Source organism: Ruminococcus sp. J1101004sp1_RTP21198st1_B9_RTP21198_201120, assembly GCF_040924245.1.
GTDB classification, from domain to species: Bacteria; Bacillota; Clostridia; order Lachnospirales; family Lachnospiraceae; genus Blautia_A; species Blautia_A faecis.
In genome coordinates, this window is record NZ_JBCOMI010000005.1 from 122,316 (window position 1) to 148,067 (window position 25,752).

Annotated in this window: 24 protein-coding genes; 3 read left to right on the top strand and 21 right to left on the bottom strand. The window is 42.1% G+C overall.

The features are described 5' to 3' along the window. Nucleotide 1: 1 nt before the first annotated feature. The 9 genes from AB5618_RS04820 to AB5618_RS04860 all read right to left on the bottom strand — a co-directional run bounded on the left by AB5618_RS04820 (nucleotide 2) and on the right by AB5618_RS04860 (nucleotide 10,766). The gene (locus tag AB5618_RS04820; RefSeq protein WP_173715745.1) at nucleotides 2–1,648 is read right to left on the bottom strand and encodes a response regulator; all 1,647 of its coding nucleotides are present in this window, start codon (nucleotides 1,646–1,648) and stop codon (nucleotides 2–4) included. A gap of 213 nt (nucleotides 1,649–1,861) precedes the next feature. Beyond that, entirely contained in the window at nucleotides 1,862–2,794 is a 933-nt protein-coding gene (locus tag AB5618_RS04825) for an ABC transporter substrate-binding protein (protein WP_148461524.1), read from the bottom strand. Between the two features lie 138 nt (nucleotides 2,795–2,932). Continuing rightward, a complete protein-coding gene (locus AB5618_RS04830) occupies nucleotides 2,933–3,949 on the bottom strand; it encodes an ABC transporter permease (RefSeq protein WP_148461523.1) in 1,017 nt (338 codons plus the stop codon). Then, entirely contained in the window at nucleotides 3,942–5,474 is a 1,533-nt protein-coding gene (locus tag AB5618_RS04835; RefSeq protein WP_148461522.1) for a sugar ABC transporter ATP-binding protein, read from the bottom strand. Before AB5618_RS04835 ends, AB5618_RS04830 begins: the two co-directional genes overlap by 8 nt. Before the next feature lie 201 nt (nucleotides 5,475–5,675). Further along, nucleotides 5,676–6,314, bottom strand: coding sequence for a bifunctional 4-hydroxy-2-oxoglutarate aldolase/2-dehydro-3-deoxy-phosphogluconate aldolase (locus tag AB5618_RS04840; protein WP_195380073.1), 639 nt, complete (start codon nucleotides 6,312–6,314; stop codon nucleotides 5,676–5,678). Nucleotides 6,315–6,341: 27 nt separating this feature from the next. Further along, nucleotides 6,342–7,394 (bottom strand): sugar kinase, encoded by a 1,053-nt coding sequence (locus AB5618_RS04845; protein ID WP_187565238.1) that lies wholly within the window; start codon nucleotides 7,392–7,394, stop codon nucleotides 6,342–6,344. Between the two features lie 2 nt (nucleotides 7,395–7,396). Next, on the bottom strand, nucleotides 7,397–9,142 hold the full coding sequence (ilvD, locus tag AB5618_RS04850; RefSeq protein WP_368366538.1) for a dihydroxy-acid dehydratase: 1,746 nt from the start codon (nucleotides 9,140–9,142) through the stop codon (nucleotides 7,397–7,399). Between the two features lie 18 nt (nucleotides 9,143–9,160). Then, nucleotides 9,161–9,397 (bottom strand): HPr family phosphocarrier protein, encoded by a 237-nt coding sequence (locus AB5618_RS04855; RefSeq protein ID WP_368366539.1) that lies wholly within the window; start codon nucleotides 9,395–9,397, stop codon nucleotides 9,161–9,163. 13 nt (nucleotides 9,398–9,410) lie between these two features. Then, nucleotides 9,411–10,766, bottom strand: a complete 1,356-nt coding sequence (locus tag AB5618_RS04860; protein WP_368366540.1) for a GntP family permease — start codon at nucleotides 10,764–10,766, stop codon at nucleotides 9,411–9,413. Between the two features lie 279 nt (nucleotides 10,767–11,045). Here AB5618_RS04860 and AB5618_RS04865 point away from each other — a divergent pair, with 279 nt between their 5' ends. Then, on the top strand, nucleotides 11,046–11,744 hold the full coding sequence (locus tag AB5618_RS04865) for a FadR/GntR family transcriptional regulator (protein ID WP_173715740.1): 699 nt from the start codon (nucleotides 11,046–11,048) through the stop codon (nucleotides 11,742–11,744). Nucleotides 11,745–11,918: 174 nt separating this feature from the next. Here the strand turns inward: AB5618_RS04865 and AB5618_RS04870 are convergent, their stop codons facing one another. The 11 genes from AB5618_RS04870 to AB5618_RS04920 form a co-directional block, all read right to left on the bottom strand. Then, nucleotides 11,919–13,310: a glycoside hydrolase family 32 protein gene (locus AB5618_RS04870; RefSeq protein WP_173715739.1), complete on the bottom strand. Its 1,392-nt coding sequence runs from the start codon at nucleotides 13,308–13,310 to the stop codon at nucleotides 11,919–11,921. Between the two features lie 67 nt (nucleotides 13,311–13,377). Next, complete coding sequence (locus tag AB5618_RS04875) at nucleotides 13,378–14,217, bottom strand: carbohydrate ABC transporter permease (RefSeq protein ID WP_118577625.1); 840 nt, start codon at nucleotides 14,215–14,217, stop codon at nucleotides 13,378–13,380. After that, entirely contained in the window at nucleotides 14,214–15,098 is an 885-nt protein-coding gene (locus AB5618_RS04880; RefSeq protein ID WP_118577626.1) for a carbohydrate ABC transporter permease, read from the bottom strand. Before AB5618_RS04880 ends, AB5618_RS04875 begins: the two co-directional genes overlap by 4 nt. 77 nt (nucleotides 15,099–15,175) lie before the next feature. Beyond that, nucleotides 15,176–16,459 (bottom strand): ABC transporter substrate-binding protein, encoded by a 1,284-nt coding sequence (locus tag AB5618_RS04885; RefSeq protein ID WP_368366541.1) that lies wholly within the window; start codon nucleotides 16,457–16,459, stop codon nucleotides 15,176–15,178. Between the two features lie 145 nt (nucleotides 16,460–16,604). After that, nucleotides 16,605–18,218, bottom strand: coding sequence for a response regulator (locus tag AB5618_RS04890; RefSeq protein WP_347087548.1), 1,614 nt, complete (start codon nucleotides 18,216–18,218; stop codon nucleotides 16,605–16,607). Beyond that, entirely contained in the window at nucleotides 18,190–19,995 is a 1,806-nt protein-coding gene (locus tag AB5618_RS04895; protein WP_368366542.1) for a sensor histidine kinase, read from the bottom strand. Before AB5618_RS04895 ends, AB5618_RS04890 begins: the two co-directional genes overlap by 29 nt. Nucleotides 19,996–20,066: 71 nt before the next feature. Next, the gene (locus AB5618_RS04900) at nucleotides 20,067–20,459 is read right to left on the bottom strand and encodes a VOC family protein (RefSeq protein WP_118577630.1); all 393 of its coding nucleotides are present in this window, start codon (nucleotides 20,457–20,459) and stop codon (nucleotides 20,067–20,069) included. Between the two features lie 100 nt (nucleotides 20,460–20,559). Further along, on the bottom strand, nucleotides 20,560–21,096 hold the full coding sequence (locus AB5618_RS04905; protein ID WP_118577631.1) for a DUF3877 family protein: 537 nt from the start codon (nucleotides 21,094–21,096) through the stop codon (nucleotides 20,560–20,562). Between the two features lie 195 nt (nucleotides 21,097–21,291). Continuing rightward, the gene (locus tag AB5618_RS04910; RefSeq protein ID WP_313718884.1) at nucleotides 21,292–22,086 is read right to left on the bottom strand and encodes a GNAT family N-acetyltransferase; all 795 of its coding nucleotides are present in this window, start codon (nucleotides 22,084–22,086) and stop codon (nucleotides 21,292–21,294) included. Between the two features lie 162 nt (nucleotides 22,087–22,248). Next, nucleotides 22,249–22,749 carry a hypothetical protein gene (locus AB5618_RS04915; RefSeq protein WP_368366543.1) on the bottom strand — a complete coding sequence of 167 codons (501 nt, stop codon included), beginning with the start codon at nucleotides 22,747–22,749 and terminating at the stop codon, nucleotides 22,249–22,251. A gap of 64 nt (nucleotides 22,750–22,813) precedes the next feature. Next, nucleotides 22,814–23,299, bottom strand: coding sequence for an RNA polymerase sigma factor (locus AB5618_RS04920; protein ID WP_118577634.1), 486 nt, complete (start codon nucleotides 23,297–23,299; stop codon nucleotides 22,814–22,816). Nucleotides 23,300–23,476: 177 nt separating this feature from the next. Between AB5618_RS04920 and AB5618_RS04925 the strand changes: the two genes are divergently transcribed. Beyond that, nucleotides 23,477–24,016: a nitroreductase family protein gene (locus AB5618_RS04925; protein WP_118577635.1), complete on the top strand. Its 540-nt coding sequence runs from the start codon at nucleotides 23,477–23,479 to the stop codon at nucleotides 24,014–24,016. Between the two features lie 147 nt (nucleotides 24,017–24,163). Beyond that, nucleotides 24,164–25,285, top strand: coding sequence for a DUF362 domain-containing protein (locus AB5618_RS04930; RefSeq protein ID WP_368366544.1), 1,122 nt, complete (start codon nucleotides 24,164–24,166; stop codon nucleotides 25,283–25,285). 58 nt (nucleotides 25,286–25,343) lie between these two features. On the opposite strand, the gene AB5618_RS04935 is transcribed toward AB5618_RS04930, so the two are convergent. Then, nucleotides 25,344–25,574, bottom strand: a complete 231-nt coding sequence (locus tag AB5618_RS04935) for a hypothetical protein (protein ID WP_226840928.1) — start codon at nucleotides 25,572–25,574, stop codon at nucleotides 25,344–25,346. Nucleotides 25,575–25,752: the final 178 nt, after the last annotated feature.

The following is a 25,752-nucleotide window of genomic DNA, read 5'->3' on the forward strand; positions in this document are numbered from 1 at the left end:
TTTATCCATACAATTTTCTATATGTAGAGGGTTTCACCCCTGCCGCTTTCTCAAAGGTATGTGTGAAATGTTTCGGATCGTTATATCCTACCCTCCTGCAGATTTCTGTTACTGGAAGATTGGATTCCCGAAGGAGTAGCTTGGCCTGTTCCATTCTCACGTTGATCAGATATTTTGCAAAACCTTCTCCTTCTGTCTTCTTGAATAAGGCACTGAAATAAGCAGTGCTAAGTCCCACTATCTCGCTGACTTCCTCTAAAGTCAGCGGATCACTGAAATGGTTCTGGATATATTCCTTTGCCTTGCGAACCGGGCGGATAGTATCAGTTTCATAGCGTTCAGCCTGCTCCTGGATATATTTTTTCTGGAAATCCCCAAGACAGGAAAAAATTTCCTCTATTTTTCCACATTTATCACACTGTTTACGGAATTCCTCCACAGTAGCAGTACGCTCTGGAATCCGAATACTTGCCGCAAAAATATCAGCTGCTGCATACACCAGTTCAAAAATCTCGCTGCCACGAATTTCTTTCGCCTTATTTACCGTATCCTGCAAATCCTCTACTGCTTCTGCTGCATTCTGAATGCTGGAAATTTCTACGGCATGAGTAATCTCACGAAGATACTTTTTCAGCAACTCGCTCTCCTGGATTTCTGAAGCTTTTCCCAGACAGTCAAGAACCCGTCCGTCCCCTTTTACCAGCCTTTCCTGGATCAGTTTTCGGGCTTCCTGCATAGAGTCAGCCAAATGCTCTGCCTCTTTGTATGCAGCTCCAACTGCCATGGAAAAGCTTACATGCTGAAACATATTTTTCTGGATTTCCATCTGGGTAAGGCTGCTCTTCATGCTCCGGCGGATGGATTCCTTCTCACTTTCCGGATAGTTAAGAATACCGTAGCAATAGTCATCACGAATCAGAAGAACTAATTCGCGGCTGTCTTTTTTCAGATTTCGTTCCAGGACCTCACGTACTTTTTCCATAAGGATTTCACTGGAAGTGGAGCTGATCTCTCGTGCGCCAGCCAGACCTGTTGTTCCATCCATTCTGCCGCCAGAAATGATCTTTCTTCCATAATCCACTTTTACACAAAACGCCTGGTACACTCCCTGTCTTGCTTTCAGATGATAAATGCTCGTCAATGTGTCCTGTGAAACCGGCATATCCGGCTGATCCAGCAGCCGGTCGATCAGATTTGCCCGTAAATGGTCATCATCCCTTTTCGCCTTATTTACAAGCTCCTGATGATTCAGTTCCGACTCCTTGCGCTCCCCGATCTTTTTCTGCAATTTCTGCAGGGTAGCAGTCAGTTCCCCCTTGTTTACCGGCTTCAGAAGATAATGTCCCACACCGTAACTGATAGCCTGCTGTGCATACTCGAAATGGGCGTAACCGCTGATTATGATTACTTCCAGAGCGGAATCCAGCTCCTTCACCCTTTTTACCAGCTCCAGGCCACTGCAGCCTGGCATGCGGATATCTGTGATCAGAATATCCGGCTGTGTCTGCCGTACCATTTCGCAGGCTTCCTCTCCGTTGTGGGCGATTCCCACCACCTTCATTCCCATAGAATCCCAGTCGATCAGTGCCTGGATCAGCTGGCAGATCCGCACCTCATCATCTGCAATTACTACCTTTAAAATCTCCATGTTCTCCGTCCCCATTACATGATTACTGTGAAGAAATTTCCCCATTTTTTTAGAAACTCTCTCCACTTTTTCTTACTTCTAATAATAATCCATTTCAGCATTTTAAGCAAGAAAACCGCCGGAAAAACCGACGGTTTCTTGCTCCTTATAATTACTGCCCCAGCCGTCATCATATCCATGACGTTCCATGAACAATATTCCTTTTATTTCAGATTATTTATCAGAATCCTTTGTGATCACAGATACACCTGTATCTGTAACTTCTCCGCCGAGTTCCTCGCCGTTGATTGCTTTTACAGCTGCTTTTACGCCTTCAGATCCCATAACATCTGGGTTCTGAGCCATTGTGCAAAGAAGATATCCGTCGTCGATCAGGTTCAGAATCGCGTCAGATTTATCAAAACCAACACCGATGATGTCAGCGTTTCCAGCTGCTTTGATGGCATTTCCGGCACCAGTTGTGGAGCCTTCATTACATCCGAAGATACCAACAACACCCTGTGTAATGTAGTTCTCTGCGATACTCTGGGATTTTGCAGCATCACCTTCGCCGTACTGGGTTTCCATGATCTCGAAGTCTGTGCCGTCAAATGCTGCGCGGAAGCCTTCCTCACGGTTTACGCAGGAATCAGTAGCTGCGTTTACATTAATGATACCGATTTTACCAGATGTAATACCAGCATCCTCAAGCGCCTTCTTCATCTCTTCTCCTGCTGTTGTTCCAGCTGCCTCATTGTCTGTGGAGAAAGTAGCTTCTGCCTCTACATTTGCAGGGGAATCAACATATACGATCTTAATTCCCTGATCTTTTGCTTCCTGAAGTGCGGAAGAAATAGCGTCTGGTCCGTTTGCAGCAACCATGATTGCATCATAACCGCCTGCTACTGCATTGTTTACACACTCGATCTGCTGAGCGTCATCTTTTGTATTCGGGGACATGAAGTCAACTGTTACACCAAGCTCTTTTGCTTCTTCCTGAGCGCCTTCGTTCAGGGTGATCCAGTGCTGGTCGATAGAGTCCATTGTGATCAGCGCAATTTTCTCATCGCCTGTAGCCTTAACATCATCTGATGCATAAACAGTAGCTGCTCCAAGGGAAGCGATCATAGATACTGCACATACCATAGCTAAAAGTTTTCTTTTCATTGTAAAAATCCTCCTAAAAATTATTTTTTATAACTACCCGCCTTCTCCATTTGCGGTTTAGTTTCATGAAATTATTTTACATCTCCCATATTCAGTTGTCGATTTCATTTTCCTGTGAAAAATACTGTTTTCTTGCGGTTATTTTTTTCTGTGTTTGCCAAACTGTCCGTTTCTTACAACTACATCCAGCAATACGGCTGCAACTACGATCACGCCGATTACAACTCGCTGGATACCAACTTGTGCACCGATCATGTTCAGACCATTTTCCAGAGTCTGCCAGACAGCTGCACCTGCGAAGGTTCCAAGAAGGATTCCAGTTCCTCCAAGTGGGGAAACGCCACCGATTACGCCGGCTGCTACGCCATACATCTCGTACATGTTTCCAGCTTCCATATTTCCCATACCAGCCTGTGCGCAAAGGATAAGACCAACTACACAGGAGCATACGGAGCTTACCAGATAAGTCTTTACTGTGGTGGAAACTACGTTTACACCAGAAAGCTTTGCCGCGTCCACGTTAGAACCGATTGCGTAAATATGACGGCCTGTACGTGTCTTGGATAAGATAAAGAAAAATATAACAAAAATAACAAGTGCGATCCAGAATGTGTTATAAATGCCAAGCGTTTTACCGTAATAAAAACAATTTTGGAATGCATCAGCCGTTTCTTTTCCAACACCTGTTGCAATGGCATCTGTATTTCTGTTTCCGTTTACCATGTAGGCAATTCCTCGTGCTACGAACATGGTTCCCAGAGTTGCAATAAATGGAGGGAGTTTAAATTTTCCAACCAGATATCCATTTACCACACCAACTACCAGACAGGCAATAAGTGCGATCACAATTGCAAGGAATGGTACCATTCCTGTTGTCATTAAGGTAGCTGCGATCATGGCGCTCATTCCGACCATGGATCCGATTGACAGGTCAATGTTTCCAGTGATCAGTACGTAACTTTGTGCAATACCGATCAACAGGTACTTGGACATGGAACGCAGCAGGTTCAACATATTCTGTCCTGAAAAAACCGCCGGGTTAATGATACCAAATGCGATATAAATAATGATCAGCCCCACGAATGCGGTAAGTGCTGCCCCCATTCCCCTGATTCCCAATAATTTCTTTAAAGGGCGTTGCTGTTTACTATTCATTTTTACTTCCTCCCTCAGTTTCCTTAATACTCTTGTTTTCAAAGGATGTTGCCATTGTAAGGATCTCGTCCTGGGTGGCTTCCCTTGCTGAAACCTCACCGGTGATACGTCCGTCACACATTACGATGATACGGTCTGCAATTCCCATGACCTCCGGCATTTCAGAGGATACAAACATAACTGCAATTCCCTGTTTTTTCAGCTCATTCATCAGATTGTAAATTTCTACCTTTGCGCCAACATCAATTCCTCTTGTGGGCTCATCAAAGATAACAACCCTTGAATCTCTTGCGAGCCATTTTCCAACAACTACTTTCTGCTGGTTTCCACCAGAAAGATTGCCGGAATCAATTTCCACATTCGGTGTTTTAATCTGGAGATCCTTCACTGCTTTTTCGCAAAGAGCATCTTCTTTTCCTGAGTTTATCACACCCATCTTATTGCATACAAGGTCAAGATTTGGCAGTGCCAGGTTCTGACGGATGCTCAGTTTCGTACAGAGACCGTCTTTTTTACGATCCTCAGGAGCAAGCACAACACCGTTTCGAATGGCATCCATTGGACAGTTGACTTCGATTTTTTTACCATCCACATAAAACTCTCCGCTGTCTTTCGGATCAACACCGAAGATGGCTCTTGTAGTCTCCGTTCTTCCGGCTCCCATCAGTCCCGCAAATCCTACGATCTCGCCTTCATATAAAGAGAAGTTGATATCTCGGACCATTTTTCCGGCATTGAGATTTTTCACTTCAAAAATCTTCTTGCCTTTCCTGCATTCCACTCTCGGGAATTTTTCTTTGATTTCACGGCCTACCATATTTTTGATAATGTAGTCCATGTCCATGTCTTTGAAATTACCGTCTGTTATGTATTGTCCATCTCGCATGATGGTAACTCTGTCCACGATATGGGACAGTTCTTCCAGTCTGTGTGAAATGTATACGATTCCTCTTCCTTCGTCCCTCAGCTTTCGGATGATACGGAAAAGATCATCAATTTCTTTTGCTGTCAGAGAGGATGTAGGCTCGTCCATGATCAGGATCCTTGCATCGATGGAAAGTGCTTTTGCAATTTCAACCATCTGCTGTTTGGATACTGGCAGATCTCCTACGATCTGATCCGGACTGATGTCGATTCGAAGATCGTCCAGAACCCTCTTGGCTTCTTTCCGCATCTTCGCATTATTTAAGGATAAACCACCTTTTACTTCTCTTCCAAGGAACATGTTCTCCGTTACTGTTAAGTGCCTGCACATGTTCAATTCCTGATGGATAATGGCTACTCCTGCTTCCTGGGCCTGCTTTGGTGTTAGGTCGTCATAGGATTTTCCGAAGATTTCCATCGTTCCTTCGTCTCTGGTATATACACCGCTGAGGATTTTCATCAGGGTCGATTTTCCGGCTCCATTTTCTCCCAGCAGCGCCATGACTTCTCCAGAACGCAGCTCAAATTTTACATGATCCAGAGCCTTAACACCCGGGAAACTTTTGCTGATATTGTTCATGGAGACAATGACCTCATTCATTCCATTCCCTCCTTATTTATTTGTTTTTGTTTTCCTTTGTTGATATTATCTTAACTCATACGATGGGGTTGGGATAGAGGGGGAGAGTTTGGGTTTATAGGGGTTTTTTTATTGTATGAAGGGTATGTGTGTAAAAAACAGGACCCTGTTTTCATGCAGGATCCTGTTTTTTGTGAATATGAATATGTGTAATACCTCCGATTATTTTCGGATGGAAGCAACCAGTTTTCGTGCTTCTGCTGTCAGGTCTCTGATCTTGTCAAATTCTCCGTTTTTTACAAGCTCTCCTTTTACCATCCAGCTTCCGCCGCAGCATATAATTTTGTCGAAAGAAAGATAATCTTCCAGATTTTTTGCATTGATACCGCCAGTGGGCATAAACTTAATTCCCACATAAGGTGCAGCCATAGCCTTGATCATGGCAACTCCGCCTGCCGGTTCTGCCGGAAAGAATTTTACCACCTTAAGGCCTCTTTTTACTGCCTGCGCAACCTCAGACGGTGTGACGCAGCCTGGGAAAACAGGAATTTCTTTTTCCAGACAGTAATCTACGATCTCCGGATCAAATCCAGGGCTTACAATGAACTTCGCACCAGCTGCAACAGCTGCATCCACCTGCTCTCTGGTAAGAACAGTTCCTGCTCCTACAAGCATCTCCGGAAACTGTTCTGTCATCAGACGGATTGATTCTTCTGCTACTTCTGTACGAAATGTAACTTCTGCACATGGAAGTCCACCTTCAACAAGTGCCTTTGCAAGGGGTACTGCATCTTTTGTATCTTCCAGCACAACTACCGGAACAACACCAAGCTTCTGAAACTTCTCTGCTATATCCATCATTTGAATTTCCTTTCACTCAAAAACATGTTATCTTTTTATATCAAAATTCATTTCCATCACATGTCTGATCAGGGAAACATCATCTGTAATATTTCCGTCACCATGAATGGTATGCTTCACTGCACTGGCTGCAACACCAAAGTTCACAATATCTTCCGGTGTATATTCATTCATCAGAGCATAAATAATACCACTTACAAATGCATCTCCACCCCCAACACGGTCAAGAATATGGAAGGTAAGCCGTTTGCTTTCATAAATCTTTCCGTTTATCCAGAGATAGGCCATAAGGCTGTTCTCACTGCAGCTGTGTGCAAAACGCACATGTCTTGCAACGCATTTGATATTCGGATATCTCTCTACAAAAGCCTTGAATACTTTTTCCTGCTGTTCACGGTCCGGCTGGAATGGAACACCATCCTTCACATCACCTGCGGTATGATCTTCTTCATTTTTCCAGATGTGGTAAGGCTCGATTCCAAAAAGAACATCTACATATGGAAGGCAGAGGGTACAGAAATCTCTTGCTTCCTCCCAGCTCCACAATGTACTTCTGAAATTTCCGTCAAAGCTGACGGTCATGCCGTTTTCCTTTGCTGTTTTCAGGCAGGTCAGGATCAGTTCACCGCAGCTTTTTCCAAGTGCAGGTGTAATGCCGCTCAGATGAAGCCAGGTGTAACCTTCCAGAAGTTTTTTCACATCTGTTTTGCTGAAATCATATTCGGAAAAGGCACTGTGCTTTCTGTCATACACCACTTTACTTGGACGGATTCCGTAACCAGTCTCAAGATAATAGGTTCCAAGCCGATGTGTCGGTGTCTCTTCTTCTGTTGAATAAACTACGCTGTCGCAATTTACATCATTGCTTCGCAGCATACGTACAGCACTTTTTCCAAGACTATTTCCCGGAACTACTGTAAAGAATGAGGCATCTACTCCAAGATTTGCAAGGGAGAGGGCCACATTGGCCTCACTTCCCCCATATCTTGCCTCAAAAGATGTTGCGGTTCTGATTTTTTCATAATCTGGCGGAGTCAGCCGAAGCATGATCTCGCCGATGGTAATAAATTTATGCTTCATAATCAATACTCCAGATAAGCTCCCTTCATTGGACTTGCAGCATGCTGGCTGAAAAGTCTCAGGACACCTTTTTTGTATTTCATTTCACGTGGTTTCCAGTTTTTACGTCTTTGGGCAAGAATCTGATCGATTTCTTCCATAGACTTGCGTTCTCCTGCGATTCCGATGATGTTCAGTTTTCTTTCCATAACATCGATTTCGATAAGGTCTCCTTCTTCCACAAGAGCGATCGGTCCTCCATCAACAGCCTCCGGACTGCAGTGTCCGATAACCGGGCCGGTAGATGCTCCTGAGAAACGTCCGTCTGTGATCAGGGCAATGCTCTTTCCAAGTTCCTTATCACTGCTGATTGCCTCAGAGGTATAGAACATTTCCGGCATTCCGCTTCCCTTTGGTCCCTCGTAACGGATGAAAACTGCATCACCCTTCTGAACCTTATGCTTCAGAACTGCATCCAGACATTCTTCCTCGCTGTCAAATGGTCTTGCGCGGAGAACGGATTTAAACATTTCCTTCGGGCATGCAGTGTGTTTGATCACAGCACCTTCCGGAGCAAGGTTTCCACGGAGAACTGCGATACTTCCATCTGTTCCGATTGCTTTGTCATATGGACGGATAATGTCTTCCTTTGTAACATTTATATTGTAACGTTTGTTAAATTCCTGAAGCCATTTATCACATTTTTCATAGAATCCGTTATTCTTCAGTTCTTCCAGGTTTTCTCCCAATGTCTTTCCGGTAACTGTCATGACATCCAGGTGGAGATGCTCTTTGATCTCCTCCATGATTGCCGGTACACCACCTGCATAGTAGAAGCACTCTGCCGGCCAGCGTCCTGCAGGACGTACATCCAAAAGATATCTTGCATTTCTGTGCAGCTTATCAAATGTATCACCTGTGATTTCAATGCCAAACTCATGGGCAATTGCCGGAAGATGAAGGAGACAGTTGGTGCTTCCTGAAATTGCAGCATGGACAAGAATCGCATTCTCAAAGCTGTCCATAGTCACAATGTCGGAAGGGCGCATATTTTCCATCTGGGCAATTCTCACTGCCTGTCTTCCAGCTTCTCTTGCAAAATCAAGAAGGTCAGGGCTGGTTGCAGGCATCAGGGCTGTGCCTGGAAGTGCAAGTCCTAGTGCCTCTGCCATAATCTGCATGGTAGATGCAGTTCCGATAAAGGAACATGCGCCACAGCTTGGGCACGCATTGCATTTTGCCCAGTCAAGCTTCTCTTCATCAATTTCGCCACGCTCAAATTTTGCGCTGTACATTCCAAGCTGCTCCAGGGTCAGCATTTCCGGTCCGGCATTCATGGTTCCACCTGGAACAAATACGGAAGGAATGTTTACTCTGGCAAGTCCCATCAGATTCCCTGGAACACCTTTGTCACAGCTTGAAAGGTATACACCTGCGTCAAAAGGAGTAGCATTTGCATGGATCTCGATCATATTGGCAATCATCTCACGGCTGGCCAGACTGTAGTTGATTCCATCTGTTCCCTGGCTTTCACCGTCGCAGATATCGGTACAGTTATAACGTGCTCCGAAACCGCCTTCTTCTGCAATTCCTTTGCGGACTTCTTCTACAAGGATATTCAGATGTCCGCTTCCCGGATGACTGTCACCATAGGTGCTTTCAACCATAACCTGAACCTTTCCCAGATCTTCTTTTGTCCATCCTGTTCCAATACGCAGCGGATCAAGCTCCGGTGCAAGCTTTCTCATTTCCTGACTTTTTAACTGCATGATTTTTTCCTCCATTTTTTATTCTCTGATAAGCTTTAAACTTTCCAGTGTTTTCCTGAGTTTCTCTTCGTCCTCTTCTTCTACTCCAAGTTCTACATTATCAAATGTTGGCAGACTGAACACCCCCAGCATTGATTTCGCATCTACAATATATCTTCCACAGATCAGATCTACATTTTTCTCACATCCTGATGCTGCCTGCACCAGATGCTTGGCATCACACATATCTCTTAAATAAACCGGTATCTTTATCATTGCGTCCTGCCTCCTATGCAAAGATTGAAACAATAAAGCTTACAATAAGTGCCGTAATACCGATCAGTGTTTCCATGATCGTCCAGGATTTCAGGGTTGTCTTTTCGTCAATCTCAAGGAATGAGGTTACCAGCCAGAAGCCTGCATCATTCACATGGCTCAGTGCAGTTGCGCCACCACAGATTGCACAGCACATGGCAGCTCTGTAAATCATACTGGTATCCATTACTGCTGGCATAGTCGCCATGATTCCGGATGCCATTGTCATCGCTACAATCGAACTTCCAACAGAAGCTCTGACCAGAAGCGCAATGAGAAATGCGATCAGGATCAATGGAAGCCCACTCTTCTCCAGAACCGGTCCGATAATATTTCCAAGGCCGGAATCCTGAAGCATCCATCGGATCACTCCACCGCTGGCAATAACCAGAAGAATCATACCTACAGGTCTGAGTGAATGATCCAGGATTTTCTTCAACTGCGCACCGGTAAATCCCCGTTTGATTCCCAGGAAATACATAGATGCCAGTGTCGCAATGGTTAATGCAAGGAATGGTTTTCCTATGAATCCAAGAACATCCTTTACTCCCTCCGGAAGCGGCATATACTTAGATAAAGTACTGAGAAGGATGAGAACCAGTGGAATCAGGATTACCCCTAAGACCAGTCCAAAAGGCGGAAGGTCTTTTCCATCGTTTTTAATCTCTTCCACATTTGCCGGAAGCTCTGTGTAAATCTTATTGCCAACAAAGCTTCCCCAGAAAATTCCGGAAACCATCATGCAGATCAGTGCTGTCGGAACTCCTACCATGATCATGGTTCCAAGATTCACGCCAAGTGCATTTGCCACAAGTACCGAGCCAGCAGAAGGTGGAACAAAAGCGTAGCCACTTGCCAGACCGGAAAGAAGGGGAATCGCATAATACAGAGTGGATTTTTTCGTCTGTTTCGCAACGCTGAACACCAATGGGATCAATACCACAACACCAGCTTCAAAAAATACGGTGGTACCAATTACAAGTCCTGTAAGTCCAAGTGCCCAGCCAGCTTTTTTCTGGCCAAATTTACTGATCAATGTCTCTGCGATTCTCTGGGCTCCTCCGCTTACCTCCAGAATTCCGCCAAACATGGAACCAAGTCCTACCAGAAGCGCAATTCCCTGCAATGTCTTTCCAACACCTTTTTCTACTGTGTCCGAGATCATCGTAAGCGGCATTCCTGCTCCCGCTCCAATGATGATTGCGGAAATCATCATTGACAGAACCGGATGAAGCTTAAATTTGATGATCAGTACCAGCAGAACCACAATTCCCACCGCCGCCGCGATCATCAGTCTCATTGGATCCGCCGCAAAAGTTGTTTCTTCCATTTTTCTTTTTACCTCCTTGATTCATCTGATGTTTTACAATCTTCTCGTGAATTCATCTGACCTTTTTGGTGGTTTTTATGTCATTTTTCCTTTAGTTGCTGTTTTTTTCTTTGAATTCATCTGATGTATTTATAATATAATCTATTCGTCAAAAACGCAATACGGAATTTTATCTAAAATTGTGTATCTTTTTTTGTGCAATTTAGCGTTTTGACATTGGATTTAAAAAACATTATCATAGAAAATAAGAATTATTACATTAGAAGCGGAGTAAGTCATATGATGAATTTGTTATCAGAAGAAAAAAGCCTTCCCCAAAAAATATCAGAGGATATTATTGCACTTATTTTAGAAGAAAATTTACAGCCAGGAGATAAATTACCGAATGAAACCATTCTTTCCGAGCGTCTGAATGCAGGAAGAAGTTCTGTCCGGGAAGCCATGAAGCTTCTCGCATCCCGAAATATTGTTACGATCCGCCAGGGCTCTGGTACCTATATTGCCTCTTCCCCCGGAATGGTGGATGACCCACTGGGCTTTACCTTTATCGGCAATAAGCAAAAGCTGATCAATGACCTTCTGGAAGTGCGCTTTCTCCTTGAACCCCCTATTGCTGCAATGGCAGCCACACGCGCCGATAAAAAAGACATAAAAAAAATCACCGCGCTTTGCGATGAAGTAGAAGACTTATTAAAAAAACATGAAGACCATACACAAAAGGATATAGATTTTCATGCAGCCATTGCTTTGAGCAGCAAAAACGTTGTGGTTCCAAGACTGGTTCCTGTGATTAACAGCTCAATCCCTCTGTTTGTAGAGACCACCAGAGGTACACTGCTGGAAGAAACCATCGAGACCCACCGTGAGATTGCGGATGCCATTGCCGCACATGACCCGCTCCGCGCACAGGATGCTATGTATCTGCATCTGGTTTATAACCGTAAGCGGATTCAGATGATAAAAAAAGACTCTGAATAAATGCTATATTTTTATTGTTTTTATAACAATATTGATATTTTTATATTACGTGGAATCCATAAAAAGGGTATCATAAGATTTGGAACTTATACAATATCTCTTATGATACCCTATGACTTTTTTATAAAATTATGTATCTGTTTAATGAAGCCTTAAAAATTTCCTTTTTGCGACTTATTTCTTCAGCCCGGTAGTCACCTTACAATTTGTAACCTTCAGACTTCCTTCTGACGCAAATAAAGATAAGCTTTCTCCTGGTCTCTTGTATGCTCGTGCATTCAAAGCCACACCATCAACATAAATTGTCGCAATTGTATCGTCCACGATCATACGGATATTGTATTTCTTTCCAGGAATCAGATCAAGCGGTCTTTCCAGTCCGATGTTCTGATTTGCTGGCCATGGCCAGTTCGGTTTCTTCTCGAATACATAACGGTTCTCTGTAGTATTAAATACAAACTGGTAAGATTCTGCTTTGTCCTCGTCCTCATAAAATCTCACGCCAAATGTTCTTGTGCCTTCAGAAAATTCCACATCTGCTTCGAATTTGAAAATGTCACCGGTATTTCTTCCAACAACTACTTCTGAACTCTTAGTTGGTGTATCGATAACGAAATCATCCTTCTTTTCCTCTTTGTCAAAAGCATTCCATACTGTTTCCGGAATTCTTACACCAAGAGTACCATCCTCTTTCTGGTATACCTCATGCGCCATAAAGGTTCCTGCCCAGATGAAGTTTTCGTCATCATCATCTTTGTCTTTCGTTGCAACCCATCCAAACAGAATTCTCTGTCCATTCAGCTCAAAAGTACGTCCTGCATAATAAGCTCTGCCATCAAATGCATCATCCTTCGGTGCGATCCATGGACCATTCAGGCTCTTGCTCATACGGTAAACCATTTTGCTTCTGTCACTGTATTCAGTCACAATGTGATACCACCAGTCACCGATTTTAAACAGGTCTGGCATTTCATGCATGGTATAAAGATCCGGTGCCCAGAAATCGCCTTCAAACTTCCAGTTTTTCAGATCCTTGGATGTAAACTTAACAGTTCTTCCTGTCTGTCTTGTTTTCGGTCCCTGCAGTCTTGCTCCAAGAATCAGTAAGTACTGATCATTTTCTTCATCACGGATCACCCATGGATCTCTCCAGTCATCTGGATCATAGCCTTCCTGTGGGGTAAAGGTAAGAGCATCCTGAGTTTTGTGCCAGGTAACCAGATCATCACTATATGCATGCATCAGTACCTGAGACGGTTTTCCAAGAGCTGGATAATCACGGTTGTAACCAGTGTAGAAAATATGATACTGTCCTTCTGCTTCAAAAACGCTTCCTGCGAAAATAAACTGATCCTGCTCTTCGTCAGTTCCTCTTGGAATTGCCACACCACAGTCTTCGTAGTGAACAAAATCCGAGGTTGTTGCTAAATCCCAGCCAAATGGCTCTCCAAATGGTCCCGGTTTTCTGGTATCTCTCTGATGATATAAATAGAATTTATCCCCATGTCCGAATGGCATACAATCGCCGAACCAGGTTTCCGGAAACTGATAGTATAATTTCTGCATAATAATATATTCTCCTTTTCTTTACAGGCATATATCTGCCCTTAATCTGTAAATTTTATTTAAATACTCATCCCTTCACAGCACCGGCTGTCATACCTGCAAGCATCTTCTTGCTGCTGAAGAAATAGAAAATAAATACTGGAAGTACTGTAACTGTTATTGCCGCAAAGGTTGCGCCCCAGTCAGTCAGTCCCATACTTCCCACGAAGTCATTCAGACCCAGTGTAATTGTTTTCATATCTGTTGATCTTGTAAATGTATAAGCATTGATATATTCATTCCAGCAGAAAACAGCCTGCATGGTAGCTACGGTAATGATAGAGTTCAAGGACATTGGAACTACCATTTTGAAAAAGCAGCCCATTGGAGAACATCCGTCAATAATAGCTGCTTCCAGCATTTCCTCCGGGAAGAATTTGTTAAAGGAATAAAACAGCTGGATGGAATAGGACAATGAAAATGCAATCTGCGGTAAAATAATTGCCGGATATGTATTGATCAGTCCCATTTTATTAAAGATACTGAACAAGGGAATCAAGGCAACCTGCATAGGAAGCATTAATCCAAGCAGGAAATAGTTCAGGATTACTTTTCTTCCTTTGAATTTAATTTTACTAAGTGCAAATCCAGCCATCAGCGCAAATAAAAGTAATGGAACTAATACACCGATCAAAACGATAATACTGTTTTTAAAATAAGTCAGCATATGGCTCTTTGTAAAAACATTAATAAAGTTTGTTAATACCCACTTAGATGGAAGTGCATATGCCGGAAGCTTTCTGAAATCATCCAGGGATTTAAAGCTGGAGGTAAATACATAGAAGAAGGGGTACACCTGCATAATAACCAGGAGTAACGCAATGACCCATTTAATAATACCTGAAATGGAAACTTTTTTCTTTTTCATTCATCTTCCCCCTCTCCTGAAAATTTACGGAATAATAAACCAACTACCATACAAATGATTACGATCATAATGGCTACAGAACTTCCGTATCCATACTTCATACTGCTGAATGCCTGTTTATACATGTAAGTTGTCATAAGCTCAGAAGCATTTCCAGGTCCGCCATGTGTCAGCAGATATGAGAATTCAAAGGATCTTAAGGATCCATTTAATACCAGAAGACAGTTTGCAATGATAACCGGTTTGATGTATGGGATTTTTACATACAGATATTCCTGCCATACTGCTGCTCCGTCAATCAATGCTGCCTCACCCAGTTCATCCGGTACTCCGATCAGTGCTGCATAGAAAATAACCATATACAGACCGAGATATTTATAAGCCTCTACAAATGCTGTTACATACAAAGAAATCTGAGGATTTGATATCCACTCCATGAACTTAAATGAAGGATTCACAAATGATAAAATCTGATTTATGATTCCAATCGGTGTTACAGAAAACAGCTTTGTAAAAATCTGACAGATTGCAACAGATGAAATTACTACCGGAATGTAGTACAAGGTCTGTAAAGCAACTCTTCCTTTTTTGATTCTGGAAAGAAGGATTGCAAACAACAAACCTCCAAATACCTGAATTGCCACATTGATAATGGTATAAATAATCGTATGCCATACTGTAGAGCGGAACACCGTATCCTGGGTTAAAAGCTCCGCATAATTCTTAAATCCTACAAATACTTTCTCGCCTACACCACTCCAGTCAAAAAAGCTGTAATAGCCTGCCCATACAATGGACACAATAACAAATGCAGTATAGATAAGGAATGCAGGAAAAAGGAACATGAAAATTACTGATTTTTTTCCAAATGCTTTCTGCATAAGATTCCCTCCTCTTCTTTCTTTAAAAGAGACTGACGATTAATCCGCCAGTCTCATTCCTGCATGCTTAAAATTCTTTATTTAACAAAAGAATCACAGGTTTCAATAAATTCATCTGGTGTGGTAATTCCCTGTGCCAGTTTCTGCTGTTCATCAACGATTTTAGTCAGCACATCAGAATCAAGTTTATCATCCCAGGAAGTCCATGCTGTTTCTGCGTTCTCGAACATTGGCTGAGTGTCATAGTACAGCTGCGGAAGTCCTTCTGGAAGAGAATCTTCTTTAAATGGAGAGAATACATGTGCCTGAGTGTAGCAAGCGTCTGAGAAGTTCTCGCACATGTAGTCAAAGAATTCCTGCATTGTATCATCATATGTAGCCTTATTGAATCCTTCTGCAAATCCAGCATGAATCGGTACATTTGTAGACATATTGTCCATTCCTTCTGTATCCGGTACCGGGAAGAATCCAAGTTCTCCATTATCATACATTTCTTCTGCCAGGCTGATCTGTCCGGAACCAGTATAGAAGATTGCTCCTGTACCACCGAAGAACAGGTTGCATGCGGATGTGAAGTCTACACTTGCAAATCCAGGCTCAAAATATCCTTTTGTTCCAAGATCAGAAAGAAGATTTACTGCATATTTTGCAGGCTCATTTTCACTAAAGGAATCTGTTCCTGCCTGATATCCCTGAATAAATTCAGAACCTGTTACTCTCCATGGAGAGAAGGAAAGGTATCTCATAAGCTGCCATGCATCGGAACCACCTACAATTACCGGAATCTCACCTAAATCTGCAATTTTCTGGCAATCCTCTTCAAACTCTTCCCAGGTTGTTGGTGCATCTGTAATTCCTGCATCTTCAAAAATGTCTTTTCTGTACATAAAGTATTCACAGTACAGACCCTGTGGAAACAGGTACAGATTTCCGTCATCTGCATCAGTAAGGAAATCGCGGATTGCTCCATTCAGTTTATCTGCATATCCGTTTCTTTCCAGCTCTGCACCTACATCAACCAGTGCATCAATATCCTTGCAGGCTGCGGAAAGTGTTCCATTCGGGCACCCAAAGATGTCTGGAAGTGTATCACTGTTGATGTACATCTGCAGCTTTGTGAAATAGTCCTGCATATCGTTTACAAGTTCAATTTCATAATCCAGGCCTTTCTCGTCACAGAAGTTTTTTAGAAGATAGTCAAAGGTCTGAAACTGCTCTGTTGATTCCGTTCCTTTTAACAGTGCAGTAATCTTGGTTCTCTCGCTGTCTGCTGAAGCTGTTAACGCCCCCATTCCTGTCATAAGACCAGCTGTCATAGCTGCTGTCAATGCAAGAGATACCATTTTTCTCATTTTTTTCATTTTCCTTTTCCTCCTTTTATTTTAGGTTTCCTCGCTTTTGATGATTTTATTTTACCTTCTGGTGCTTCTATAAACAATTGGAAATAAACGTAAAAATGGGAGATTTGTACACAGTTTCCTTTTGTGCACAAATCTCCCATTGCTTTTAGATATGTTTACGGAACTCATTAGGGGTAATGCCGTATCGCTTTTTAAACACCTTAATGTAATATCCGAAATCCTTATATCCTACCATTTCTGCTATTTCATATTGCTTATAGCGATCATCTGCTATCAGCTTCTCCACATGCTTAAAACGCACATCTGTCAGATATTCCAGAAAGCTTTTTCCTGCATATTTCTTTAGAAGCCGACTGATATAGGTTCGGCTCACATGAAATTTTTCTGTAAGATCATCCATTGAAATATCCGTGGCATAATTTTTCTCAATATACGATAATATACTCTGAACCAGCTTCCGGTTCCGCTCATCTGATCCTTCTGTATTCTGCTTGATCAATGTTCCAAACAGATTAAACATACAATTCAGGACTTCTTCTGTAGTTTCACATTGGGAAATTCGTTTCACTCCATCCTGAAGTACAGAAAAATTCCAGTTTTTATTATGTATTTCACTGTCCACCGCACAGGTGTATGGAAACTTCATGCACCCAAACAGCAGATCCATCGCTGCAAATTTAACAGCTGCCCCATTCTCCGGTGCCTGGGCAAAAAGCTGGCGCAATTCCTCCTCCGCCTTTTCGAAGCTTTCCTGAAACAGTGTCATCATGAAATGCATTCTCTCGCCTTGTGTGATCACAAACTCCTTCTGTTCCTCGTATTGCAGGTCTTCATATTTCAGGATGATGTTCATTCCAAGATAAATGCACTGTCTGCAAGCCTTCTGAGCTTTGCGGTACTGGGCATTTGCCTGATATTCGTCTTCCGAAATATCACTGATTCCAAAATTCATGCGTGCATTCAAATACCGTTCCACTTCTTCCTGGATTTTCCCACAGGCCTGAAGTGCAAGATCCATACATTTCTGATTTTCTTCCTCTTTCGCAAACAAAAGTATGAAGTTATACTCAGCTGTAGCCGTATTATAATCACTCAACACCTGTATGTTGTAATTGTTGAAAATTTCCTCAAAAATATTAATACAGGCAAATTCTTCAATCCATTTGTCGCCTTCGTGAAGTTGTTTTTCCCCAACTACCTTTCTTCCAACACATACAATGTATTTTTCGATGGTCAGTTTGAGGGATTTCGCCTGCTCCTGCACCACACCTTTTCCCTGGATTCTCCCATAGAGAAGATTCCCTGCAAATTTAGATCGCAGTTCCGGTACAGACTGATTAAAATATTTCTGTAAATCCCGAACCTCCTGCTGTTCATCTTTTTTTGCATGTATCTCTTCTGCAAGCCGGGCTGCCATATTTTTTAATTCCTCATAGTCAATTGGCTTCAGCAGATATTCCTTCACGCCAATAGTGATTGCTTTTTGAGCATAGGCAAAGCTGTCGTAACCTGTCAGGATTACAATAACCGTATCCGGATACATCTCGTGAGCCCGCTCCGCAAAATCCAGACCATCCATTCCGGGCATCCGAACATCTGTAAGAATCAGATCCGGCTTTATATGCTCCAGCTTTTCCAGTCCCTCCAGACCATTTTTCGCAGTAGCTGCTACCTGATATCCATAATCAGACCAGGGAAAAGAACACAAGCCATCCAGAATAATATACTCATCATCCAATATCATTACCTGAAGTTCCATTTTCCATAATCTCCTTCGCTTTTTTCAAAGGAATTTCCAGCACTACCAGAGTTCCCTTCTCCTGTTCCGATGTGATCGTCATTTTTGCTTTTCCGTGATATACATATTCCAGACGTTTCTGCACTGCATAAATGCCCAGATTCGTATGTGTTCTTTCTGCCTTATGTTCCGGCTCTTCCTCCATGTTCATAAGGGTTTTCAGCTTTTCTGCAGATATTCCCACACCGTCATCCTTTACTTTGAATACTGCTATACCATCCTGAACTTCTCCTGAAATATAGAGGAAGCAGTCCCAGGTGGCATTTTCAACTCCATGAACGACCGCATTTTCAACCAGCGTCTGTATTACCATCTTAGGAATTTCCAGTTCGTTCAGTTCCTCGTCTACCTCAATATACGAAGTAAATTTATCTCCATATCTTGTTTCCTGAATAAAAAGATAGTCTTCAATGTATTTCAATTCTTCTTTCACACGTACCATGCTTCGTTTATTACTAATACTTGCCCGCATAAGATTGCTGATTGCAGTTACCATCCGGCAGATATTTTCTTCCCCTTTTTTTCTGGCCATCCAGTTAATGGTATCCAGTACATTGTAAAGAAAATGCGGATTGATCTGTGCCTGCAATGCTTGAAATTCTATATCTTTATTTACCATTTCCATCTCGACGATCTGCTTCAGCAGCTTTTCAATCTTCTCAATCGTCTGATTGAAAACAGAATTCATCGCTCCGATTTCATCTGTTCGTTCTTCCGGGAGGCGCACTGAGAAATCTCCTTTGGCAAATTTTTTCATGGCATTACTGGTTCGTTCAATAGGGCTTGTAATTCCACGCGCCATAATATTTGCAAGAAATACACATAGCAGAATGCTGATTCCGATTAACAACACAGTGGTTTTTTCCAGTTCCCGAGCCGTTTTCTGCAAAAAGCTGGTAGGAATCATTCCCACAACCGTAAGTCCTGTATCTGAGCTTGTCTGGTAAACGAGATTGTAAGCTTTCCCGTCCAGATTAAGCCGAAGGTTTCCGGAATTTCCATTAATCTGATCCACCCATTTCTGATCCTTCAAATCTTTATTTTCACCGGCACTTTCCAGCAGAATGTTGTTATCCTGATCCAGTAAAAATATATGAGCAAACAGGGACTCCTGTGCTGTAAGCGTCATTTTCTTCAGATAGCTGATTTTTATAGAAGCCCGCAAAACTCCAAGAGGTTCCATAGTCAATACATCTTTTATCTGTTTAGCCATATAAATCAGATTTTCGTCCGCTGCATTATAGTAAACACAACGTCCATTTGCATTTTCTGCCATTGTGCAGGAAATTTCGGAGCTTTCTTCATTGATTCCTCTGTCATTGGAAAGAAGATGGTTTGCACCATTATATCCGTACAGCTGAATATCATTCATATATATGCTCGTATATCCCTGCAGCAGCAGACGTCTGATCTGACCTGCCCTTGAATAATAAGAATAAAGCTCGGAACCGTCAGATTTATATGGTTCATCTGATTCCAGTTCTGCCTGTACAATACTATTATTCGCGATATACTCAAATGAATTTTCCACCATATCGAAATAATGATCCAGATTAACAGACAGCTCATTAATCACTCCTGCCGATTGTTTCACAGTCTGCTCTGTTACAATTTCAGATGCAGACATAAACTGGAAAAAGCTGGTTGCCAAAAGCACAACCAACGTAATGCCTAGTGTACAATACAGATATTTTCTCTGAATTGAAAGATTCAGAAACCATTTTTTTAACTTTTTCATTTTTCCATCCACCTTATAAAAGCCGGTACATTGTTTCAGGCAATGTACCGGCTTCCTGTTATAAATATCCTTTATAAGTACTGACTGAATTCAACCTTCTCTTTGTTCGGTCCTTCAATAGTGAAAAACTTTACTCCATTTTCCCAGAATGGTAAAAAATGAATACTGTCCTGTGTGGTATTCAAACCAGCCTGGTTAATGTACTGATAAATTTCTTCTATATCCTTAACATCGAGTGCAACATGATCAATTGCACCAACCCGAAGGACTGCTGCATGATTCTCATATGTTTCTACAACCAGAGTTCCAAGCTTCAGAAATACAACCTTCTCGTCCGCCTCTTCATTAACTGTTTCAAAAGCTGTTTCAAAACCCAGTTTATGGTAAAAATCTACAGTTTTATCAATATCATTTGTTGGAATTCCAATATGCTGGACACCTGTTGAATAGTTTTTCAAATCCATTTTCGTTTCCCCCTTAAACTCTGTTAAAAAATATGTTTTGTCCAATAGCTTTTTAACAATATACGCACAAGTTTTCTTGTTTGTCAAGATTTACGCTTGTTCAAAATCCAAAATCCTCATAATCCTCTGGCAGAAATCTGTGATAAATGAAATGGAATCCCTCATCCTTAAAGCAGTAATAATAGGTATCATCTGCCTTATCCAGGAAACGGATATAGAAATCAAATTCTCCATTGTCCATTTCCTGACTTTCTGTTTTTTCCCAGTAAGAAGTAAACAGGTCAAGTAATTTCACCTTTGTGCAGTCATGCTTCTGAACCAGTTCGATGAGCACTTTGATAAATTCATTCTCTTTCATATTCTCATGCACATAAACGCTTCCAGGCTCCGGAATATAAAAACAGAATCTGTCCCCTTTATGAGACACCGCCACATTTCCCAGCTTGGAAGTCAGCTCTTCCGGCAGATTCTGCAGACGAGCCAACATTTCTTCTGCACTGTCCTGCACAGAAAAAAAATGATTTAGGGAAGATAGCGGATAATATAAGTGAATCTTCTCTTCCTTAAAGCCAAGCTTAGCCTGTTCTTCCTTTATTACATCTATTAAACTATTTTCCAGCTTCTTAAATCCAGTCATAAGTTCTCCTACTTCCACTAAAAAGCGGCCTTACATCCCATTCTTTCAGCTGAATGCTTCCGCTGCTTTTTCAATCAATTGACAATTTTCTTCTATTATGAGTGTTTTCTTTGCTTTTTTATAACAAAAATCACAATTATATAATGTTTCGTTTCAGTCTTTCATATTCTACCATACTTCCAGGTTCGCCGCAACTTACTTTTTCACTTTATAAACCACATACTCATGACTGAAATGATACCCCAGTTTCTCTGCCAGTCCTACTGACATTTTGTTGGCTGCATCCCAGTTTGGATAAAGCCCGCGTTTGTCACACTCCAGAAACAGCCGCGCCGCTCCGATATATGCAAGACCTTTTCTCCGGTAGTCCTCACGGGTTACTACCTCAATTTCAATTCCACCATGACATCCAAGATTCTCGTCACTTCTTCTGCCATAACCAGAATAAGAGGAAATTCCGGCGACTACTTCCCCGCCCGTTAAAATGCAAACACCAAGTCCATACTCTTTGTATTGACTATAGCTTTCGTAGTTTGCTGTCAAATCCTTACTCCACTGTGTATCTCTGCAAATTTCAAAAAGCTCCTGATCGATCAGTCTCATCTCATACTCTCCTGGCAAACTCTGTGCTACCTTCTGAAGCTGCTTTAAATCAAAGATTCCAGGTTCCTTTTTGATTGCATAACGGATCGCTTTCTCTGCCTTCTCCCCGTAACATTCCACAATCATCTGTGCCCAGTCATCATTTTGCGGAACCAGAATCACTTCCTCTGATGCACTGTTTGCCAAAGCTCCAGAAATAACTTCTGATTCCGGTTTTCCACTCAGGAAGCAGAAATCCCCAAGCATAGCAACACCACTCTCCAGTTTTTCCAGAGAATCCACATAGATTTTTCCCATCACTCCCTGCAATGCGGACCAGACTACACTATCCTGCCAGCCTGCAAAAAGAGCAGTGGCTCTGCCCGTTTCTTTTAATTCATAAATCATATTCATCCCCCTTACGTAAATCAGGCGAGAGACCTTTGCCCCTCGCCATCCTTGCTTAATTCATTTATCCAAACAGACTTGTCGGTGACAGCACCATATATGAAAGTCAAAGTCAGCTGTTCCACGCCTGCGAAACGCTTTAGAACGTATTTGAAAAATGCTCTACGGTTCTATATATTTATCATTTGAAAAGGTGTACCCATTCTTATATTTCACCGTTAAATAGAATGTCTCTTTTCCATCTGTAACCTTTACAAAACACACATTATTATCATCAAATTTGTCGGTAATGTCAATACTCTGATTACGAAAATAAACCCATACGCTTCCATCCTCTTTATATTCTACATCCGGGGAATTAATTTCTTCCATAAGTTCTTCCACTGTAAGGGCGCGCTGAGTTCCGTCAGCATCAATAGATACTCCACCGCCACCGGTTTGATGAAGTGTGCCATCCTCATTATAGTATTCCATAGTATAAGTACCGTCATTGGAAACATCTAAGGTCGCCTGTGTCTGATCACCATGAAGCCAGATCTGAACCGTGCGCTGGATACCTCCAACATTCGCTGCATATGCAGTACCGGTTCCTCCAAGGATAATACAGCCTGCAATCACTGCAGCTGCAGTTTTCATTTTTGTTCTTTTCTGTAATTTTGCCATATTTTCAACCTCCTGTAATGAGCCCTTTGAAGTCTGCAATACGGAAAAAGCTTTTTTATATTTTTCACCATTCGTCATTTTCCCATTCCTCCTTTAAAGAATCCTTAAGCAAGGCTCTTCCCCTGGAAAGCCGAACCTTTACATTGCTTTCTGAAAGCTTCAGGATTTCGGCTATTTCCCTGACGAGATAATCTTCGTAATAAAACAAGTGAATCACAATGCGGTACTTGTCCGGAAGCTTCATTACCTCTTCAAACAAATCTCTTGACTGGGAATCTGGAAAAGAAAGAGTTTCCATATAATCCTCCAGAGAGCATTTATTTTTCTTCCAGAAAGTCCTGTTTATATTTTTCGCCTTATTGATAACCACACGAAGGAGCCATGCCCGGATGTGCTGCTCATTTTCAAATTCTTTTCTGCTGGTGTAATACTGAACAAACGTCTCCTGAACAGCATCCTCCGCATCCATCTGATTCTGACAGATATTAAACGCTGCGGTAAAAAGATTGTTCTGGTAGAGCTGGATCAGCTGTTGAACTGGTTGTCTCATGAGAACTCCTCTGGCTGCTGATCAGTATGAAAAGCAGCGGTCTGTTATTTTCTTGTGTCGGGTACCTTCACTAATTATACAAATAAATAGGGAGAAAGGTTACAAAAAATTTTAACTTTTCACATCCAATGAATTATGCTAAAATACAGCCAAAACATACTTTAAGGGGGCTTTTTCATGGAATTTCAGACACTTATTGAGAACAGAAGATCTGTGCGTAAGTACAGTTCCCATACAAATGTTACTAAAGAGCAGATCCAGCAGCTTGTACAGGCCGCTTTGGAAGCGCCATCATGGAAGAATACAGAAACAGGTCGTTATTACTGTGTTTTATCAGCGGACATGAGTCAGAAGCTTCGTAAGGAATGCCTGTGTTACGCTAATAACGATGTAAAAACTGAGCATGCAGCTTTAATCGTCACCACCTTCGTACATAACCGTGCCGGTTTCCAGACAGACGGCACTCCTGATAATGAGATTGGAAATGGATGGGGCTGTTACGACCTTGGTCTTCAGAACGAAAACCTGATTCTGAAAGCCACAGAGCTTGGTCTTTCCACTCTGATTATGGGACTTCGGGATGGGGACAAAATTCGTGAAATGCTTTCTATTCCGGAAAGTGAAACCATTGTTTCCGTTATTGCTGTGGGAAAAGCCGATGAGGAGCCCAGCCGTCCGAGACGCAGAGAGTTGGAGGATGTTCTGAAGTTCTTTTAAAACGTGTTTGAAAAGGCTTTCTGCAAGATGTGAGTTACAATTTGTGGGAACGATTTTGAGGACACGCTATAGTACAAAAATAACTTGACATTAAAGCAATCACAAGAATAATATGAAGATAAATAAAAATCAGAAATGAGGAATTTTATGGAAAAATCAACTGTATATTTCACTGACTTCCGCTGTAAAGTCGGCACAAGCCAGCTGGACAAGCTGAAAAAGCTTTGCATCGCAGCAGGAATCAAAGACATCGATATGGAGGGTAAATTCGTTGCCATCAAAATGCATTTCGGCGAACTTGGAAATCTTGCTTTCCTGCGCCCCAATTATGCAAAAGTAGTAGCCGATCTTTGTAAGGAGCTTGGAGGAATGCCGTTTCTTACTGACTGTAACACCCTTTATCCGGGAAGCCGTAAGAATGCCCTGGAGCACATGGATTGTGCGAATCTGAATGGCTTTAATACTATCACCACTGGTTGTCAGATCATTATCGGTGACGGACTTCGCGGTACAGATGATGTAGAAGTTCCTGTAGAGAATGCGGAGTATTGTCCAACTGCCAGAATCGGCCGTGCTGTAATGGACGCTGACGTATTCATCAGCCTTACTCATTTCAAGGGACATGAAGCCACCGGTTTCGGCGGCGCAATCAAGAATATTGGTATGGGCTGCGGAAGCCGTGCCGGAAAAATGGCTCAGCACAATAGTGGTAAACCAGTTATCGAAACAGACCTTTGCCACGGCTGCAAACGCTGTGCAAAGGAATGCGGAAGTGACGCTATTACATATCCTGAGAAAAAAGCGGTCATTGATTATGAGAAATGTAAGGGTTGCGGCCGTTGTATCGGTGCCTGCAGCTTTGATGCAATTCACAACCCGCACAGCAATTCCAATGAGCTTCTCTGCCGTAAGATGACAGAGTATGCACAGGCAGTCTGTCATGGACGCCCATGCTTCCATATCGCTCTGGTTCAGGACATCAGCCCGAACTGTGACTGCCACGGCGAAAATGATGCTCCGATTCTTCCGGATATTGGAATGTTCGCAAGCTTCGATCCCATTGCTCTTGATCAGGCCTGCGTAGATGCATGTCTTGCTGCGGAGCCAATCCGCAACAGCCAGCTTGGTGACAACCTTGCGAAACCAGAATGGCATTGCCACCACAACCACTTTATGGATTCCAATCCGAATGTAGAGTGGGAAGCAACTCTGGATCATGGACAGAAGATTGGACTTGGAACAAGAAGCTATGAACTGAAGAGAATTTAATTAATAAACAGCTGCCACATTATCAAAACACTTTGAACAATGCGGCAGCCGTTTAACTTTAACCTTTTTTTGCCAGATACCTTTTAATCAAAAAGGAGCAGAAATATGGAAATGTATAAATGCCATTTTCTATTCCCACATTGCTGTCAGCCAGTTTTATTCCCCACTTAATATCGCTGTAACTTTCATTATCAATCAGTTTTCTTAAAGATTTTGAGCGATTTTTATTTGCCTTTACTTCAACCGGAACCAGTTCATCTTTTGTCCTGACAAAAAAATCTTCTTCCAAAGTTGCATTTTCTTTTTTGTAATAATATAATCCTAAAATACATAGTCTCACCCCTTCAAGAAAAGTCATCACGTTTTATAAGCTTTTATTCGCAATTTTCTCACGTTTTTCATTACTATCTTAACACAAAAATCACGTTTTATGTGCATTAAATTATTTAGACCTATATCCGCTTTCC

Excerpts from the sequence above, each read along its gene's own strand:
- AB5618_RS04820 (WP_173715745.1), bottom strand. The coding sequence starts at position 1,648 with ATGGAGATTTTAAAGGTAGTAATTGCAGATGATGAGGTGCGGATCTGC.
- AB5618_RS04825 (WP_148461524.1), bottom strand. The coding sequence starts at position 2,794 with ATGAAAAGAAAACTTTTAGCTATGGTATGTGCAGTATCTATGATCGCT.
- AB5618_RS04830 (WP_148461523.1), bottom strand. The coding sequence starts at position 3,949 with ATGAATAGTAAACAGCAACGCCCTTTAAAGAAATTATTGGGAATCAGG.
- AB5618_RS04835 (WP_148461522.1), bottom strand. The coding sequence starts at position 5,474 with ATGAATGAGGTCATTGTCTCCATGAACAATATCAGCAAAAGTTTCCCG.
- AB5618_RS04840 (WP_195380073.1), bottom strand. The coding sequence starts at position 6,314 with ATGATGGATATAGCAGAGAAGTTTCAGAAGCTTGGTGTTGTTCCGGTA.
- AB5618_RS04845 (WP_187565238.1), bottom strand. The coding sequence starts at position 7,394 with ATGAAGCATAAATTTATTACCATCGGCGAGATCATGCTTCGGCTGACT.
- ilvD (WP_368366538.1), bottom strand. The coding sequence starts at position 9,142 with ATGCAGTTAAAAAGTCAGGAAATGAGAAAGCTTGCACCGGAGCTTGAT.
- AB5618_RS04855 (WP_368366539.1), bottom strand. The coding sequence starts at position 9,397 with ATGATAAAGATACCGGTTTATTTAAGAGATATGTGTGATGCCAAGCAT.
- AB5618_RS04860 (WP_368366540.1), bottom strand. The coding sequence starts at position 10,766 with ATGGAAGAAACAACTTTTGCGGCGGATCCAATGAGACTGATGATCGCG.
- AB5618_RS04865 (WP_173715740.1), top strand. The coding sequence starts at position 11,046 with ATGATGAATTTGTTATCAGAAGAAAAAAGCCTTCCCCAAAAAATATCA.
- AB5618_RS04870 (WP_173715739.1), bottom strand. The coding sequence starts at position 13,310 with ATGCAGAAATTATACTATCAGTTTCCGGAAACCTGGTTCGGCGATTGT.
- AB5618_RS04875 (WP_118577625.1), bottom strand. The coding sequence starts at position 14,217 with ATGAAAAAGAAAAAAGTTTCCATTTCAGGTATTATTAAATGGGTCATT.
- AB5618_RS04880 (WP_118577626.1), bottom strand. The coding sequence starts at position 15,098 with ATGCAGAAAGCATTTGGAAAAAAATCAGTAATTTTCATGTTCCTTTTT.
- AB5618_RS04885 (WP_368366541.1), bottom strand. The coding sequence starts at position 16,459 with ATGAAAAAAATGAGAAAAATGGTATCTCTTGCATTGACAGCAGCTATG.
- AB5618_RS04890 (WP_347087548.1), bottom strand. The coding sequence starts at position 18,218 with ATGGAACTTCAGGTAATGATATTGGATGATGAGTATATTATTCTGGAT.
- AB5618_RS04895 (WP_368366542.1), bottom strand. The coding sequence starts at position 19,995 with ATGAAAAAGTTAAAAAAATGGTTTCTGAATCTTTCAATTCAGAGAAAA.
- AB5618_RS04900 (WP_118577630.1), bottom strand. The coding sequence starts at position 20,459 with ATGGATTTGAAAAACTATTCAACAGGTGTCCAGCATATTGGAATTCCA.
- AB5618_RS04905 (WP_118577631.1), bottom strand. The coding sequence starts at position 21,096 with ATGACTGGATTTAAGAAGCTGGAAAATAGTTTAATAGATGTAATAAAG.
- AB5618_RS04910 (WP_313718884.1), bottom strand. The coding sequence starts at position 22,086 with ATGATTTATGAATTAAAAGAAACGGGCAGAGCCACTGCTCTTTTTGCA.
- AB5618_RS04915 (WP_368366543.1), bottom strand. The coding sequence starts at position 22,749 with ATGGCAAAATTACAGAAAAGAACAAAAATGAAAACTGCAGCTGCAGTG.
- AB5618_RS04920 (WP_118577634.1), bottom strand. The coding sequence starts at position 23,299 with ATGAGACAACCAGTTCAACAGCTGATCCAGCTCTACCAGAACAATCTT.
- AB5618_RS04925 (WP_118577635.1), top strand. The coding sequence starts at position 23,477 with ATGGAATTTCAGACACTTATTGAGAACAGAAGATCTGTGCGTAAGTAC.
- AB5618_RS04930 (WP_368366544.1), top strand. The coding sequence starts at position 24,164 with ATGGAAAAATCAACTGTATATTTCACTGACTTCCGCTGTAAAGTCGGC.